Genomic DNA, 15,107 nt, shown 5'->3' with positions numbered 1-15,107 from the left:
GGGCAGATGGACGCGATCGACCGCCGCATCCTGCGCGAGTTGCAGATCAACGCCGCCCTGCCGATCGCCGAGCTTGCCGACCGCGTCGGCCTGTCGCAAAGCCCGTGCTGGCGGCGGGTGCACAAGCTCGAAGAGGCCGGCGTCATCGCCGGCCGCACGATCCGGGTGGCGCCCGAGGCGCTCGGTCTCGGGCTCACCGTCTATGTCGAGGTGATCGCGCTCGACCATACGCCGGCGTGGCGCGCGGCCTTTCTGGCGGCGCTCGAGCCGATCCCCGAGGTGATGGAGGTGCTGCGGCTTGGCGGCGCGGCCGATTACCTGCTGCGCGTCGTCACCGCCGACATGGCAAGCTATGACGCGCTCTACCGGCGCCTGACCGAGGCCGTGCCGATGCGCGCTGTTTCCTCGCGCTTCGTGATGGAGCGGCTGCTGAGCCGGCCGAGCCTGCCGCCTCAGCCGAGCTGAGCGACCAGCGCCAGAAGAAGGGCGATCTCGGCCATCTGCTCGCCGGTGCCCAGAACGTCGCCGCTCTGCCCGCCGATCTTCGCGCGGGCAAGCAGGCCGACGCCGAGCGTGGCCAGCGCCGCGGCCAGCAGGGCCAGCGCGGTGCCCGGGACCAGCACCAGGATGGCCAGCCCGATCAGCAGCGCCGTCCCCACCGCCTCGCCCGGCACGCCGCGGGCCAGATGGCCCATGCCATCGGCGCGCGCGGGCGGCAGCGCCGCCATCAGCACCACGGGCGCGACGCGCGCGGCCCCGGCCGTGACGATCAGCGCCGCGACTCCGTGCCCCGCCGCAGTCAGCGCCGCCAGCGCCTGCCAGCGCAGGCCAAGCGACAGGATCAGCGCGAGCGTGCCATAGGAGCCGATCCGGCTGTCGCGCATGATCTCGAGCCGCCGCGCCCGCTCGCGCCCGCCCCAGAAGCCATCGGCGACATCGGCGAGCCCGTCCTCGTGCAGACCGCCGGTGGTCACGACCATCGACGCAAGCGCAAGCCCCGCCGCCAGCATCGGCGGCAGGCCAAGCGCGCCGGCCACGGCCAGCACCGCCGCCGCGACCAGCCCGACGGCGAGCCCCGCCAGCGGAAAGGCCCAGGCCGCCGCGCCGATCGCCGGCGCGGGCTCGGGCAGCCGCCCGGCCGGCAGCCGCGTCAGCAGCATCAGCGCCAGCTGTGCCTCGGCGACGCGGGCGCGGATCATGCCTCGCTGACCCCCGCCTCGCCGAAGGTCGCCATGCCGTTGTGGCATTCGAGCGCGGCACGCAGGATGCCAAGCGCAAGCGCCGCGCCCGAGCCCTCGCCAAGGCGCATGTCGAATTCGACCACCGCCGTCTTGCCGAGCGCGGCCAGCAGCCGCCGGTGCCCGGGCTCGGCCGAGGCATGGCCGACGAGGCAATGGTCAAGCAACCGCGGGTCGGCGGCATAGAGCGTCGCCGCCGCCGCGGTGCAGATGAAGCCGTCGAGAATCACCGGAATCCGCGCCGCCCGCGCCGCCAGCACCGCGCCGCAGATCGCCGCCTGCTCGCGCCCGCCAAGGCGCGCGAGCGTCGTCATCGCGTCCTTGCCGCCATGGAGCCGCAGCCCCGCCTCGATCGCCGCGATCTTGCGCCTGATCCCCGCATCGTCCGAGCCGGTGCCGGGCCCGACCCAGTCGGCCGGCGTCGCGCCGAAGAGCGCCGAGGCGAGCGCCGCCGCGATCGTCGAATTGCCGATGCCCATCTCGCCGAGGATCAGCACATCGGCCGTGGGATCGACCGCCGCCGCGCCGCGGTTCATCGCATCAAGCGTCTCGGCCTCGGTCATCGCCGGGCCCTGGGTGAAATCGGCGGTGGGATGATCGAGATCGAGCGCGACGACGCTCAGCTCGGCCCCGTTGACCCGGCACAGCTGGTTGATCGAGGCGCCGCCGGCCTCGAAATTCGCCACCATCTGCTTCGTCACGTCCTGCGGATAGGGGTTCACCCCCTGCGCGCAGATGCCGTGGTTGCCGGCAAAGATCACCGCCTGCGCCTTGGCGATGCGCGGCCGGTCGGTGCCGCGCCAGCCCGCCATGAAGATCGCCAGATCCTCGAGCCGACCGAGCGACCCCGGCGGCTTGGTCAGGCTGTTTTGCCGCGCAAGGGCTGCGGCGCGGGCGCCCTCGTCCACGGCCGGCAGCGTGTCCGCCAGTGCGGCGATTTCGGCAAGCGATTGGAATGTCATCATTTCACCTTCATCGGCAGGCCGGCCACGGCGAAGATCACCTCGTCCGCCACGGCCGCGACCCATTGGTTGAGAAGCCCCGCGGCATCGCGGAACTCGCGGGCAAGCCGGTTCTCGGGCACGATGCCCAGTCCGACCTCGTTCGTCACCAGAACCACCGGCGAGGTCTGCCGGGCGAGCGCCGCGCACAGATCGCGCCCCGCCGCCTGCCAGTCGTGCCCGCCCAGCATCTGGTTCGTCAGCCACAGCGTCAGGCAATCGACCAGCCGCGGCGCGCCATCGGTCGCGGCCAGCGCGCCGACAAGGTCGAGCGGCTCCTGCACCGTCCGCCACTCGGCGCCGCGCCGGGCCTGATGCGCCGCGATCCGGGTTTCCATCTCGCCGTCGAAGGCCTGCGCGGTGGCGATGTAGACGGCCGGCGTGCCGAAGCCGAGGGTGCGGCCCTCGGCGATCGCGCTCTTGCCCGAACGCACGCCGCCGGTGATCAGAATGGTCTGGCTCATGGTTTCTCTTGTCCCCCGCCCGGCTTCAAAGCAGAAACGGCGCAGCCGCGAAAGGAGAAATGCGAGATGTCCGCCGAGGGGATGCGCGAGCTGGTCTTCATCCGTCATGCGCCCGCGCGCCATGGCGGCTGTCTGGCCGGCCGCCGCGATGTGCCGGCCGATCTGCCCGACGTGGGCACGCTTGCCGCGCTGCGCGCCGAGCTGGGGGCGCTGCGCGTCGTCGCCTCGCCCGCGCTGCGTTGCCGGCAGACCGCGGCGGCGCTCTGGCCCGGTCTGGAGCCCGAGACCGACCCGCGGCTGTGGGAGCAGGATTTCGGCGACTGGGAAGGCCTGCCCTTCGCCGATCTGCCCGACATCGGCACGCTCTCTGCGTCTGAACTCGCCGCGCACCGCCCGCCGCGCGGCGAAAGCTTTGCCGATCTGTGTGCTCGCGCCACCCCGGCGATTGCGGCGCTGGCCGCGGGCGAGGGGCGGGTGGCCGTCGTCGCCCATGCCGGCATCGTGCGGGCGGCGCTGGCGCTCGCCACCGGATCGGTGCCGGGCGCGCTCGCCTTTCAGGTGGCGCCGCTGTCGCTCACCCGGCTGCTGGCGCTGCCCGGCGGCGGCTGGTCGGTGGCCGGCGTGAACCGGGTCTGCGGATGAGGGCAAGCCTGCACGTCCCGGGCCATTTCGGCGAGTTCCTGCAGGGCCGGCTTGGCCCCGACGGGCCGGTGGCGCTGATTACGCTGCCCTGCCCGTCGCTCGGTGTCGTGGCGCAGGCCAGCGGCGGGCTGGGGCTGATGCTGCATGGCGGACCGCCGTCGGGGCAGGTGCGCGCGCTGCTCGCCCGGCTTGGCCTGCCGCTGCCCGGCCGCGTGGCGTTGCGCCCGCTCGCCCCGCCCGGCATGGGCACCGGGGTTTCGACGGCGTCCCTCGTCGCCCTTGCCCGGCTTGCGGGCTGGCAGGGCCCGCCCGAGGGGCTCGCCCGCGCCTGCGTCGCGGCCGAGGGCGCCTCGGACCCGCTGATGTTCGCGTCTCCCGCGCGGCATCTGTGGGCCTCGCGCGAGGGGCGGACGGTGGCGCACCTGCCGGCGCTGCCGCGGTTCCATGCAATCGGCGGTTTCTGGGGCCCGCCGCGCCGGACCGAGCCGCGTGACGCGGGGTTCCCCGACATCGCCGATCTCGCCCGGCTCTGGGCCCGGGGCGGCGATCTGCCCACCCTGGCGGCACTCGCCAGCGAAAGCGCGCGCCGCACCCTTGCGCTGCGCGGGCCCGTGGGCGATCCCACGGCCGAGATCGCCCGCGCGCTTGGCGCCGCCGGGTACGCGATCGCCCATACCGGCGCCGCCCGTGCCTTCCTCTTCGTGCCGGGCACTCTGCCCGCGGGCGCAGGGGCGGTGCTGCGCGCCGCGGGCCTTACCGGCATCCGCCGCTTCACCGGAGGAGAGAGATGAGTTTTGCCGCGATGATGCTGGTTGCCTGCGCGATCGACCTGGCGTTCGGCTGGCCCGACGCGCTGTTTCGCCGCATCGGCCACCCGGTCACCTGGCTTGGCGCGCTGATCGCGACGCTTGACCGCCGGCTGAACCGCGAGGGCACGGCACGGCGAGCGCGTGGTGTCCTTGCGGCGCTTCTCACCATCGCCCTTGCGGCGGGGGCGGGGGCGGTCGCACAGGCGCTGCTGCCGGCGGGGCCGCTCGGCATCGTGATCGGCGGCGTGCTGGCCTGGCCGCTGGTCGCGATCCGCTCGATGCACGACCATGTCGCCGCGGTCGCCCGGCCGCTCGTCGCCGGTGACCTTGGCGCGGCGCGGCAGGCGGTGTCGATGATCGTCGGCCGCGATCCCGCGGCGCTCGACGAGGCGGGCGTTGCCCGCGCGGCGCTGGAAAGCCTGGCCGAGAACAGCTCGGACGGGATCACCGCGCCGCTCTTCTGGGGCGTGGTGGCGGGGCTGCCGGGGATTGCCGCCTACAAGGCGATCAACACGCTCGATTCGATGATCGGCCACCGCACCGCGCGGCACGAGGCCTTCGGCTGGGCCGCGGCGCGCATCGACGATGTCGCGAACCTGATCCCGGCGCGGCTGACCGGGGTGGTCTTCGCTTTGGTCTCGCGCACGCCGGGCCGCGCGCTTGCGGTGATGGCGCGCGACGCCCGCGCGCATCGCTCGCCCAATGCCGGCTGGCCCGAGGCGGCGCTTGCCGGGGCGCTTGGCGTGCGGCTGTCCGGGCCGCGGATCTATGGCACCACCGTCGCGGCCGAGCCCTGGCTGAACGGCACCGCCCCCGATCCGGCGCCGCTTGACCTTGCCCGCGGCCTTGCGCTTTACCGCCGGGCGATGGCGGGGCTCGGGCTTCTCATCGCGGCGGCGGCAGTCTGGGGGATCTGATGCGCGATCACGGTGGCAATCTGGATGCGGCGCGGGCGCGCTTTGGCGGCACCGACTGGATCGACCTCTCGACCGGCATCAACCGCGAGCCCTATCCGCTGCCGCCGCTGCCGCCCGAGGCCTGGACGGCGCTGCCCACGGCGCCGGCGAAGGCCGCGCTGCTTGCCGCCGCGCAGGCGGCCTTCGGCACGGCTGCTCCCGGGGTGGCACTGGCCGGCGCGCAGGCGGCAATCCAGATGTTGCCGCGCCTTGGCCCGCCCGGCCGCGCCCGGGTGCTGGCGCCGACCTATAACGAGCATGCCGCGCAGCTGCGCGCCGCCGGCTGGCAGGTCGAGGAGGTGGCGCGGCTGACGGACCTTGCCGGTGCCGATCTGGCCGTGGTCGTCAACCCGAACAACCCCGATGGCCAGACCCACGCGCCCGCCGATCTGCTGGCGCTGTCGGGCGCCGTCGGTCGGCTGGTGGTCGACGAAAGCTTTGCCGACCCGGTGCCGGGGCTGTCGGTTGCCGCCCATGCCGGCACCGATGGGCTGACGGTGCTGCGCTCCTTCGGCAAGTTCTGGGGCCTTGCCGGGGTGCGCCTTGGTTTTGTCTTCGCCGATGCCGCGACGGTCGCTGCGCTCGAGGCCGCGGCCGGGCCCTGGCCGGTCTCGGGCCCCGCGCTCGAGATCGGCCGGATCGCGCTTGCCGATGCGCCCTGGCGCGCCGCGACCATCGCCCGGCTCGAGGCCGAGGCCCTCCGCCTCGATGCGCTGGCGCAGTGCGCGGGCTGGTCGCTCGTCGGCGGCACGGCGCTGTTTCGCACCTATGCCACCCCCGATGCGCCGGCGGCGCAGGAGGGCCTTGCCCGCGAACGGATCTGGTCGCGGATCTTCCCCTGGTCACCCACCTGGCTGCGCCTTGGCCTGCCGGGCGGCGCGGCGGAATGGGGCCGCCTGAGCGCAGCCCTCGCCCGCTAGCGCGCGAGGGCGAAAAGCCCGCCCACGTCGAGATGCGCCTCGACGTGATCGGCGAGCGCCTCGAGCGCCGCCTCGACCCCGGCCTCGTGCCCGCGCCCCGAGGCGGCGATGCCCAGCCCGCCGAGGAAGGCCGCGCGGAAGTCGTCTGCGGCAAAGAGCCCGTGCAGATAGCTGCCGCTCACCCGCCCGTCGGCCGAGATCGCGCCCTCCGCCGCGCCGGCAATATCGGCAAAGGGGCGGGCGCGGTCCGGCCCCTCGGTGCGGCCGATGTGGATTTCATAGCCTTCGACCGCCAGCCCCGTGCCCGCATGACGCGCCGAGACCCGGCTCAACCGCTTCTCTGGCGTCATCACCGTGGTCACGTCGAGAAGGCCCAGCCCGGGGCTTTCGCCCGCCGGCCCCTCGATCCCCTCGGGATCGGCGATCACGCGGCCCAGCATCTGATAGCCGCCGCAGATGCCCAGCACAGCGCCGCCGCGGCGCAGATGGGCGGCGAGGTCGATGTCCCAGCCCTGCGCGCGCAGGAAGGCGAGATCGCCGCGCGTCGATTTCGTGCCGGGCAGGATCACCAGCCGCGCATCGCCCGGGATCGGCTCGCCCGCGCGCACCATCACCAGCTCGACCCCCGGCTCGGCCGCGAGCGGGTCGAGATCGTCGAAATTCGCGATCCGCGAGAAGGTGAGGCAGGCGATCTTCACCCCGCCCGAGGCCGGGCCCGAGGCCAGGTCGAGCGCATCCTCGGCGGGCAGCCGATGCGCCGCGGAGAACCAGGGCAGCACGCCGAAACCGGGCCAGCCGGTGCGCGTCTCGATGAAGCGATAGCCGTCGTCGAAGAGCCTTGGGTCGCCGCGGAACTTGTTCACCAGAAAGCCGCGCACCAGCGCCGCGTCGGCCGGGTCCAGCACCGCCTGGGTGCCGACGATCTGCGCGATCACTCCGCCGCGGTCGATGTCGCCGGCGAGCACCACCGGCACCCCGGCCGCGCGTGCAAAGCCCATGTTGGCGATGTCGTTCGCGCGCAGGTTCACCTCGGCCGGGCTGCCCGCGCCCTCGACAAGGACAAGGTCATGCGCCGCCGAGAGCCGGCCGAAGCTTTCAAGTACCGCCCCCATCAGCCCGGCGCGGAAGGTGGCATAATCGCGCGCCCCGGTGACGGCGCGCCGCCGCCCCTGCACGATGACCTGCGCCCCGGTCTCGCTTTCGGGCTTCAGCAGCACCGGGTTCATGTCGGTGACGGGCAGAAGCCCCGCCGCCCGCGCCTGAAGCGCCTGCGCCCGGCCGATCTCGCCGCCGTCCGCAGTGACGGCCGCGTTGTTCGACATGTTCTGCGGCTTGAAGGGGGCGACACTCAGCCCGCGCCGCCGCGCCGCCCGGCACAGCCCCGCGACCAGCATCGACTTGCCGACGTTCGAGCCCGTGCCCTGGATCATCAGCGCCGTCATCCCCGGCCTCCCGCCGTCGCGCGGCCGAGAGTGCGGGAGCCTCCGGCGGAGGTATTTGGGGCAAGATGAAAGGGCAGGGCGGTTTCAGTAATGCCGCGCCGCGCCTCGGGCCGGCAGGGCGGGGGAGACGCGGCGCTTTCACCTTGCGCGGTCATCGGGACCTCTCCCTGTACCGCCCCGTCAGCGTGGCACATCATTCTTAAGCCTTCCCTGCTTTCATCTTGCCGAAAATACCTCGGGGGTCCGGGGGCTGGCCCCCGGTCCGGGCTCAGAACTCGACGCCCGGCTGGGCCTTGATGCCGGCGCGGAACGGGTGCTTGACCAGCGTCATCTCGGTCACCAGGTCGGCCGCCTCGACCAGCGCCTCGGCGGCGTTGCGGCCGGTCAGGATGACATGGGTCATCTCGGGCTTCTCGTCGCGCAGGAAGGCCAGGACCTCGTCGAGGTCGAGATAGCCATAGCGCAGCGCGATGTTGATCTCGTCGAGCAGCACCATGCGGATCTCGGGGTCGCGGATCAGCGCCTTGGCCTTGTCCCAGCCGGCGCGGGCGGCGGCGATGTCGCGCTCGCGGTCCTGGGTTTCCCAGGTGAAGCCCTCGCCCGAGGCGACGAAGCGGCACAGATCGCCGAAATGGGTGGTGATCAGGCGCCGCTCGCCAGTGTCCCAGCTGCCCTTGATGAACTGCACCACGGCGCAGGGCATCTCATGCGCAATGGCGCGCAGGATCATCCCGAAGCCCGACGAGCTTTTGCCCTTGCCCGGCCCGGTATGGACGATGATCAGCCCCTTCTCGCCGGTCTTCGTCGCCATCATCCGGTCGCGCGCGGCCTTCTTCCTGGCCATCTTCGCGGCGTGGCGGGCGGCGTCGGCTTCGGTCTCGGGCGTCATCGCGGCTCTCCTTCGGCTTGACAAATCGCGCGCCCGGGCCTCTGGTGGCCGCGCGTTGGTTCCTGTCCTACGACAGGCGAAGAGGGAATGCGATAGGGCCTTGCCGGGCCTCAAGCGCAGCCGCCCCCGCGACCGTGACCGGAAAGGTCGCCCAAGCCACTGGCCTTTGGCCGGGAAGGTGGGCGCCCGTTGGGGAAACCCTGGATCCGCAAGCCGGGAGACCTGCCAGCGCTGACGATTACGGGCGGACGGGGTGTGCCGCGACCGGGTGGATTGCCGGTCGCCCCCGTGTGCCCGTCGATCCCTTGGCCAGCCCCCTTTCCGCGAACTGGAAGGACGGGCGATGACCGCGACACTTCATGTCTGCACCACCTGCCGCAGGGCGGGCGAGGACCCCGGCGAGGGCGCGCGCCCCGGTGCCGCGCTGCTGGCCGCACTGGCCGCGGGCCGCTGCCCCGAGGGGCTGCGCATCCGGGGCGTCGAATGCCTCTCGGCCTGTGCGCAGGGCTGTGCCGTGGCGCTGAGCGCGCCGGGCAAGTGGAGCTATGTCTACGGCCGCCTGAGCCCCGAAAACGCCGCCGAGATCCTCTCCGGCGCCGCGCTCTATGCCGCCAGCGCCGACGGGCTCGTGCCCTGGCGCGCGCGCCCCGAGATCTTCCGCAAGCAGAGCCTTGCCCGCATCCCCCCGCAGGAGTGACCATGACCGACCTGACCAAGATCCCCGTCACCGTGATCACCGGCTTTCTCGGTGCCGGCAAGACCACGCTCATCCGCCATCTGATGGCGAACCCGCAGGGCCGGCGCCTGGCGATCCTGGTGAACGAATTCGGCACCGTGGGCGTCGACGGTGACATCCTGCGCGCCTGCGCCGACGAGAGCTGTCCGCTCGACAATATCGTCGAACTGGCGAACGGCTGCATCTGCTGCACCGTCGCCGACGAATTCATCCCGACGATCGAGGCGCTTCTGGCCCAGCCCGTCCGCCCCGACCACATCCTGATCGAGACCTCGGGCCTTGCCCTGCCGAAGCCGCTGCTCAAGGCCTTCGACTGGCCGGCGATCCGTTCGCGCATCACCGTCGACGGGGTGATCGCGGTCGCCGATGCCGAGGCGGTGGCGGCCGGGCGCTTTGCCCCGGATCTGGCCGCGGTCGATGCGCAGCGCGCCGCCGATGACAGCATCGACCACGAGACGCCGCTGTCCGAGGTGTTCGAGGACCAGATCGCCTGCGCCGATATCGTGCTGTTGTCGAAGGCCGATCTCGCCGGCGAGGCGGGGCTTGCCGCCGCCCGCGCCGCGATCGAGGCCGAGGCGCCGCGGCCGCTGCCGATCCTGCCGATGGTCGAGGGCGCGATCGATCCGGCCGTGGTGCTGGGCCTTGCCGCCGCGGCCGAGGACGACCTTGCTGCGCGCCCCTCGCATCACGATGACCACGGCGATCACGAGCATGACGATTTCGACACGGTGGTGATCGAGCTGCCCGAGGTCGCCGATCCCGAGCGCCTTGTCGCCGCGATCGAGCGGCTGGCGGCCGAGCGCAACATCCTGCGGGTGAAGGGCCATGTCGCGGTCACCGGCAAGCCGATGCGGCTTCTGGTGCAGGCGGTCGGCGCGCGGGTGCGGCGGCAGTTCGACCGGCCCTGGGGCGCCGATCCGCGCCGTTCGGCCCTCGTGGTGATCGCCGAACGCGCCGATGTCGACGCCGGGGCGATCCGCGCCGCGCTGAGCGAGGCCGCCGCCTGATGCATGTCGTCTTCCGCGAAAGCCACGGGCTCGAGGAGACCGAAGTGCCGACCGATCTGGGGCAATCGCCCGCGGATCTGGTGGTGCTGTCCTTCTCGGATTCGGATCTCGGTGCTTTCGCGGAGGGCTGGCATGCGGCGGCGGGGGCATTGCCGCCCTTGCGGCTTGCCCCCTTGGCGGCGCTGCGCCACCCGGTCTCGGTCGACACCTATCTCGAGCGCACGCTCGGGGGGGCGAAGGCGGTGCTGATCCGGCTGATCGGCGGCGAGGGCTATTGGCCCTATGGCCTTGCCTCGGTGCAGGATCTGGCGCGGCGGCGGGGCATGGCGCTGGCCGTTCTGCCTGCCGATGGCCGGCCCGATCCGCGGCTGGCCGAGGCCTCGACCCTGCCCGCGGAGACGCTCGCCACCCTTGCCGCGCTGTGCGATGCGGGCGGAGCCGAGGCCGCGCGCGCCGCGCTGTGCCACCTGGCCCGCGCCGCGGGCCTGCCCGCGCCCGCGCCCGATGCGCCGGCGGCGCTCCCCGAATTCGGCTTCTGGACGCCCGAGGCGGGGGTGACCCCCGCGCCTGTGGGCGCGGGGCCGCGGGTGCTTGTGCCCTGTTACCGCGCCTGGCTGGCGGCGGCCGACATGGCGCCGGTCGCGGCGCTGATCGAGGCCCTCCGCGCGGCGGGGTTTCAGGCCACGGCCTGCTTTGCGCCCTCGCTCAAGGCGCCGGGCTTTGCCGACTGGCTCGCCCCGCATCTGGCCGCGGCGCCGCCGGTCGCGGTGGTCAACCTCACCGCCTTTTCGGCGCAGGGCGCGGCGGGGCGCACACCCTTTGACGGGCTTGATGTGCCGGTCTTCCAGGGCGCGCTGTCGACCGCCGCCCGCGCCGACTGGGCCGCGGCCGAGCGTGGCCTCTCGCCCGCCGATCTGGCGATGCACGTGGTGCTGCCCGAGGTCGATGGCCGGATCTTTGCCGGCGTCGTCTCGTTCAAGGCGCCGGCCGCGCGCGACGCGGTGCTGGAACACGCCCGCCTGATCCACGCGCCCGAGCCCGACCGGATCGCCGCACTGGTGGCGCGGGTTGCGGCCTGGCACCGGCTGGCCACCACCCCGGCCCCGGCGCGGGCGGTGGCCGTGGTGCTGTCGACCTATCCGGGGCGGAGCTGGCAGATGGCCCATGCCGTGGGCCTCGATGCGCTTGCCTCGACCGGGGCGCTGCTCGATGACCTTTCGGCCGAGGGCTATGACATCGCACCGGGGCCGGGGGCCGAAGCGCTGGCGACCGAGCGGATGAGCTGGCCGCTGGCGGAATATCAGGCGGCGCTTGCCGCCTTGCCCGCAGTGTTGCGCGACGATCTGGCCGCCGCCTGGGGCGCGCCGGCGGAGGACCCCGCCTGCCACGATGGCGCCTTCCACTTCGCCGCGTTGCGCCGGGGCAAGATCCTGCTGGCGCTGCAGCCCGAACGTGGCGAGGTCACGGCGCGCGAGGCCGACTATCACGACCTCGCCCGGGTGCCGCGGCACGGCTATGTCGCCTTCTACCTGTGGCTGCGGGCGCAGGGGCTGCAGGCGCTCGTGCACATGGGGGCGCATGGCACGCTCGAATGGCTGCCGGGCAAGGCGGTGGCGCTCTCGGCGGCGTGCTGGCCCGAGGTGCTGCTGGGCCCGCTGCCGGTCATTTACCCCTTCATCGTCAACGACCCGGGCGAGGCCGCGCAGGCCAAGCGCCGGCTGGGGGCGGTCACGCTTGGCCACCTGCCGCCGCCGCTGACCGAAGCCGCACTGCCCGAGCGGCTGGCCGGGCTCGAGGCGCTGCTTGACGAATATTCGACCGCCGACGGGCTCGACCCGGCGCGGCGCGACCGGCTGATCGGCGCGATCCGCGACGCGGCGGCGGCAAGCGGGGTGGCCGAGGACCTCGCCCTGTCTGCGGGCGCCAGCCCCGCCGAGGCGATCACCCGCATCGACCGCTTCGTCTGCGACCTGAAGGAAAGCCGCTTCGGCGACGGGCTTCATGTCTTCGGCCGGGGCGCCTGTGGCGCGGCCGAGCGCGCGGGGCTGATCGCGGCGCTCGCCGGCCGGCGGGTGGCGCCCGGCCCCTCGGGCAGTCCGGCGCGGGGGCGTTCGGACGTGCTGCCGACCGGGCGGAACCTGTTTTCCGTCGATCCGCGCGCGGTGCCGACGCCCGCCGCCCATGCGCAGGGGGTGACGCACGCCGAGGAGCTCTTGCGCCGCCACCTGCAGGACCACGGCGACTGGCCCCGGGGTCTGGTCGTCGATCTCTGGGGCTCGGCCACGATGCGCACCGCGGGCGAGGATTTCGCCATGGCGCTGCAGCTGGCCGGGCTGAAACCGGTCTGGGACGCGCAATCGGGCCGGGTGACCGGGGTCGAGGTGATCGCGGCGGCGCTTCTGGGCCGGCCGCGGATCGACGTGACCTTGCGGGTCTCGGGCCTCTTTCGCGACATCTTTCCGGCCCTCGCGCAGCTTTTCGAGACCGGCGCCGCGGCGCTCGCGGGGCGCGAGGAGGCGCCCGAGGACAACCCCTATACCGCCCGCATCCCGCGCGTCTTCGGGCCGCGGCCGGGGCAATACGGGCTGGGCATGGGCGATGTCACTGCGGCGCTGACGCCCGAGGCGCGGGCGGCGGCGGGCGAGGCCTGGCTTGCGGCCTCGGCCCATGCGATCGGGGCGGATGGCGCGGTGCGGCCCGAACGTGCGGCGCTCGAGACCCGGCTTGCCGGGGCGGATGCCTTCGTCCATGCGCAGGATCTGCCCGAAAGCGACCTGCTGCTTGCCGTCGATTACGCCGGCCACGAGGCGGGCTTTGCCGCGGCGATGGCGCGGCTCGGGGCGCCGGCGCCGGCGCTTTACCACCTCGACACCACCGATCCCGCCCGCCCCCGCGCCCGCAGCCTGACCGAGGAGATCGCCCGGGTCGTGCGTGCGCGTGCCGCGAATCCGGACTGGGCGGCGGGGATGATGCGCCACGGCTTTCGCGGCGCGGCCGAGATCGCGGCGACGGCCGATCACCTGGCCGCCTTCGCGCAGCTTGCAGACGCGGTGCCGGCGCATCTCTTCGACCTTTACTTCGAGGCGACCCTTGGCCGGCCCGAGGTGACCGATTTCATGGCGGCGGAAAACCCGGGCGCGCTTGCCGCGCTGCGCGACCTGTTCCGGCGGCTGGCCGAGGCGGGGCTGTGGCACAGTCGGCGCAATGCGATCGCCGCGGCATTGGAGGATCTGCGATGAGTTTCACGGTGCAGGGCTGGTGCCCGGGCGCGCTGCGCCCGATGGCCTCTGGCGACGGGCTGGTGGTGCGGCTGCGCCCGCCGGGCGGGCGGCTGAGCGCCGACGCCGCGGCGCGTGTGGCCGAGGCGGCGCGGCGCTTCGGCAGCGGCATCATCGACCTCTCGGGCCGGGCGCATGTGCAGCTGCGCGGGGTGACGGCGGAGAGCCACGCGCCGCTGATCGCGGCCTTGCGCGGGGCGGGGCTCATTGACGACGATGTCGCGGCCGAGACCCGGCGCAACATCCTGGTCACCCCCTTTGCCGATGCCGCGACCGACGCGCTCGCGGCGGCGCTGGCCGGGGCGCTTTCCGAGGCGCCCCTGCTGCCCGGCAAGTTCGGCTTTGCCGTCGACACCGGCGCGGCGCCGGTGCTGCAAGGCACGCCCGCCGATATCCGGCTGGAGCGCGCCCGGGATGGCGGGCTGATCCTGCGCGCCGAGGGGCTGGCCGCGGGCGCGCCGGTGACCGCGGCCGAAGCCCCCGCCGCGGCGATCGCGCTTGCCCGCTGGTTCGTGGCGGCGGGTGGTGTGACGGACGGCCGCGGCCGGATGGCGGCGCTGACCGCGCGGGGCGCGCGGCCCGAGGGCGCGCTGGCGCCGCGGCTGGCCCCGGCGCCGGCCTGCGCCCCGCCCGGGCCGGGCCTGTGCCCTGCCGGCGCGCTCGTGGCCTTTCCCTTCGGTCAGATGCGGGCCGATCTTCTGGCAACGCTCGCCGGCCTTGGCGCGCTGCGCCTGACGCCCTGGCGGATGCTGCTGATCGAGGGGCTTTCGCGCCTGCCCGAGCTGCCGGGCCTGATCACCGACCCGGCCGAGCCGCTTTTGCGCGTTTATGCCTGCACCGGCGCGCCGGGCTGTCCGCAGGCCCTGGCCGAGACCCGGGCGCTCGCCCGCACGCTGGCACCGCAGCTGCCGCCCGGGGCGGTGCTGCATGTCTCGGGCTGTGCCAAGGGCTGCGCCCATCCGGCGCCGGCCGCGCTGACGCTGACCGCGACGCCCGCGGGCTTTGACCTGATCGCCCGTGGCCGCGCCGCGGACACCCCCTGCCGCCGTGCCCTGAGCGCGGCCGAGATCCCCTCCCTGCCGGAGTTTTCCTGATGCCCTATGACTACGAAAAGGACGGCGCGAAGATCTATGCGCAATCCTTCGCGATGATCCGCGCCGAGGCCGACCTTGCCCGCTTCACCCCCGACGAGGAACCCGTCGTGGTGCGGATGATCCATGCCGCGGGGATGGTCGGGCTGGAGCGCGCGGTGCGCTTCACCCCCGGCATGGCGGCGGCGGCGCGCGCCGCGCTTCAGGCCGGCGCGCCGATCCTGTGCGATGCGCGGATGGTGAGCGAGGGCATCACCCGCGCCCGCCTGCCCGCCGCGAATGACGTGCTCTGCGCGCTGCATGACCCGGCGGTGCCGGATCTGGCGCGCGAGATGGGCAACACCCGCTCGGCCGCGGCGCTGGAATTGTGGCGGCCGCATCTGGGCGGCGCGGTGGTGGCGATCGGCAATGCGCCGACGGCGCTCTTTCACCTGCTGAACATGCTCGAGGACCCGACCTGCCCGCGGCCGGCGGCGATCATCGGCTGTCCGGTGGGCTTCGTCGGGGCGGCGGAATCGAAGGCCGCGCTGATCGCCGCGGCGCCGGTGCCCTGCCTGATCGTCGAGGGGCGGCTTGGCGGTTCCGCGATCACCGTCGCCGCGGTGAATGCCCTCGCCAGCCGGAAGGAATGAAC

The 15,107-nt window shown here is 73.7% G+C and carries 15 protein-coding genes and 1 riboswitch; of the genes, 10 read left to right on the top strand and 5 right to left on the bottom strand.

The window, feature by feature from the left end:
- Positions 1-6 precede the first annotated feature (6 nt).
- A complete protein-coding gene (locus tag DYS74_RS10610; protein WP_121533617.1) occupies positions 7-465 on the top strand; it encodes an Lrp/AsnC family transcriptional regulator in 459 nt (152 codons plus the stop codon).
- On the opposite strand, the gene cobS is transcribed toward DYS74_RS10610, so the two are convergent.
- From cobS to cobU, 3 genes are read right to left on the bottom strand one after another with little or no spacing between them, the layout of a single operon-like run.
- A complete protein-coding gene (gene cobS / locus DYS74_RS10605) occupies positions 453-1,199 on the bottom strand; it encodes an adenosylcobinamide-GDP ribazoletransferase (protein WP_183077506.1) in 747 nt (248 codons plus the stop codon). The genes DYS74_RS10610 and cobS overlap by 13 nt on opposite strands.
- The gene (gene cobT / locus DYS74_RS10600; protein ID WP_121533613.1) at positions 1,196-2,203 is read right to left on the bottom strand and encodes a nicotinate-nucleotide--dimethylbenzimidazole phosphoribosyltransferase; all 1,008 of its coding nucleotides are present in this window, start codon (positions 2,201-2,203) and stop codon (positions 1,196-1,198) included. Before cobT ends, cobS begins: the two co-directional genes overlap by 4 nt.
- The gene (cobU, locus tag DYS74_RS10595) at positions 2,200-2,703 is read right to left on the bottom strand and encodes a bifunctional adenosylcobinamide kinase/adenosylcobinamide-phosphate guanylyltransferase (protein WP_113899923.1); all 504 of its coding nucleotides are present in this window, start codon (positions 2,701-2,703) and stop codon (positions 2,200-2,202) included. Before cobU ends, cobT begins: the two co-directional genes overlap by 4 nt.
- A gap of 66 nt (positions 2,704-2,769) precedes the next feature.
- On the opposite strand from cobU, the gene DYS74_RS10590 reads away from it, so the two are divergent.
- From DYS74_RS10590 to cobD, 4 genes are read left to right on the top strand one after another with little or no spacing between them, the layout of a single operon-like run.
- Entirely contained in the window at positions 2,770-3,345 is a 576-nt protein-coding gene (locus tag DYS74_RS10590; RefSeq protein ID WP_121533611.1) for a histidine phosphatase family protein, read from the top strand.
- Positions 3,342-4,136 (top strand): propanediol utilization protein, encoded by a 795-nt coding sequence (locus DYS74_RS10585; protein ID WP_183077505.1) that lies wholly within the window; start codon positions 3,342-3,344, stop codon positions 4,134-4,136. Before DYS74_RS10590 ends, DYS74_RS10585 begins: the two co-directional genes overlap by 4 nt.
- Complete coding sequence (gene cbiB / locus DYS74_RS10580) at positions 4,133-5,071, top strand: adenosylcobinamide-phosphate synthase CbiB (protein ID WP_121533609.1); 939 nt, start codon at positions 4,133-4,135, stop codon at positions 5,069-5,071. Before DYS74_RS10585 ends, cbiB begins: the two co-directional genes overlap by 4 nt.
- Positions 5,071-6,030 (top strand): threonine-phosphate decarboxylase CobD, encoded by a 960-nt coding sequence (gene cobD, locus DYS74_RS10575; protein WP_121533607.1) that lies wholly within the window; start codon positions 5,071-5,073, stop codon positions 6,028-6,030. Before cbiB ends, cobD begins: the two co-directional genes overlap by 1 nt.
- Here cobD and DYS74_RS10570 read toward each other — a convergent pair.
- Positions 6,027-7,472, bottom strand: coding sequence for a cobyric acid synthase (locus DYS74_RS10570; protein WP_121533605.1), 1,446 nt, complete (start codon positions 7,470-7,472; stop codon positions 6,027-6,029). The genes cobD and DYS74_RS10570 overlap by 4 nt on opposite strands.
- A 268-nt stretch (positions 7,473-7,740) precedes the next feature.
- Positions 7,741-8,361, bottom strand: a complete 621-nt coding sequence (gene cobO / locus DYS74_RS10565) for a cob(I)yrinic acid a,c-diamide adenosyltransferase (RefSeq protein WP_121533603.1) — start codon at positions 8,359-8,361, stop codon at positions 7,741-7,743.
- Positions 8,362-8,400: 39 nt separating this feature from the next.
- A riboswitch (cobalamin riboswitch) is annotated at positions 8,401-8,605 on the top strand.
- A gap of 99 nt (positions 8,606-8,704) precedes the next feature.
- Here cobO and DYS74_RS10560 point away from each other — a divergent pair.
- From DYS74_RS10560 to DYS74_RS10540, 5 genes are read left to right on the top strand one after another with little or no spacing between them, the layout of a single operon-like run.
- Positions 8,705-9,058: a DUF1636 family protein gene (locus DYS74_RS10560; protein WP_113899917.1), complete on the top strand. Its 354-nt coding sequence runs from the start codon at positions 8,705-8,707 to the stop codon at positions 9,056-9,058.
- A gap of 2 nt (positions 9,059-9,060) precedes the next feature.
- Positions 9,061-10,104, top strand: a complete 1,044-nt coding sequence (gene cobW / locus DYS74_RS10555) for a cobalamin biosynthesis protein CobW (RefSeq protein ID WP_121533601.1) — start codon at positions 9,061-9,063, stop codon at positions 10,102-10,104.
- A complete protein-coding gene (cobN, locus tag DYS74_RS10550; protein ID WP_121533599.1) occupies positions 10,104-13,343 on the top strand; it encodes a cobaltochelatase subunit CobN in 3,240 nt (1,079 codons plus the stop codon). The genes cobW and cobN overlap by 1 nt, the downstream gene beginning before the upstream one ends.
- A complete protein-coding gene (cobG, locus tag DYS74_RS10545) occupies positions 13,340-14,476 on the top strand; it encodes a precorrin-3B synthase (RefSeq protein WP_121533597.1) in 1,137 nt (378 codons plus the stop codon). The genes cobN and cobG overlap by 4 nt, the downstream gene beginning before the upstream one ends.
- Positions 14,476-15,105 carry a precorrin-8X methylmutase gene (locus tag DYS74_RS10540; protein ID WP_121533595.1) on the top strand — a complete coding sequence of 210 codons (630 nt, stop codon included), beginning with the start codon at positions 14,476-14,478 and terminating at the stop codon, positions 15,103-15,105. The genes cobG and DYS74_RS10540 overlap by 1 nt, the downstream gene beginning before the upstream one ends.
- The last annotated feature ends 2 nt before the right edge of the window (positions 15,106-15,107 follow it).

It is taken from the genome of Paenirhodobacter hankyongi (assembly GCF_003664585.1).
Classification (GTDB): Bacteria; Pseudomonadota; Alphaproteobacteria; order Rhodobacterales; family Rhodobacteraceae; genus Rhodobacter; species Rhodobacter hankyongi.
The sequence above is the reverse complement of the archived record's forward strand: the minus strand, read 5'-3'. Positions and strand labels throughout refer to the sequence as shown.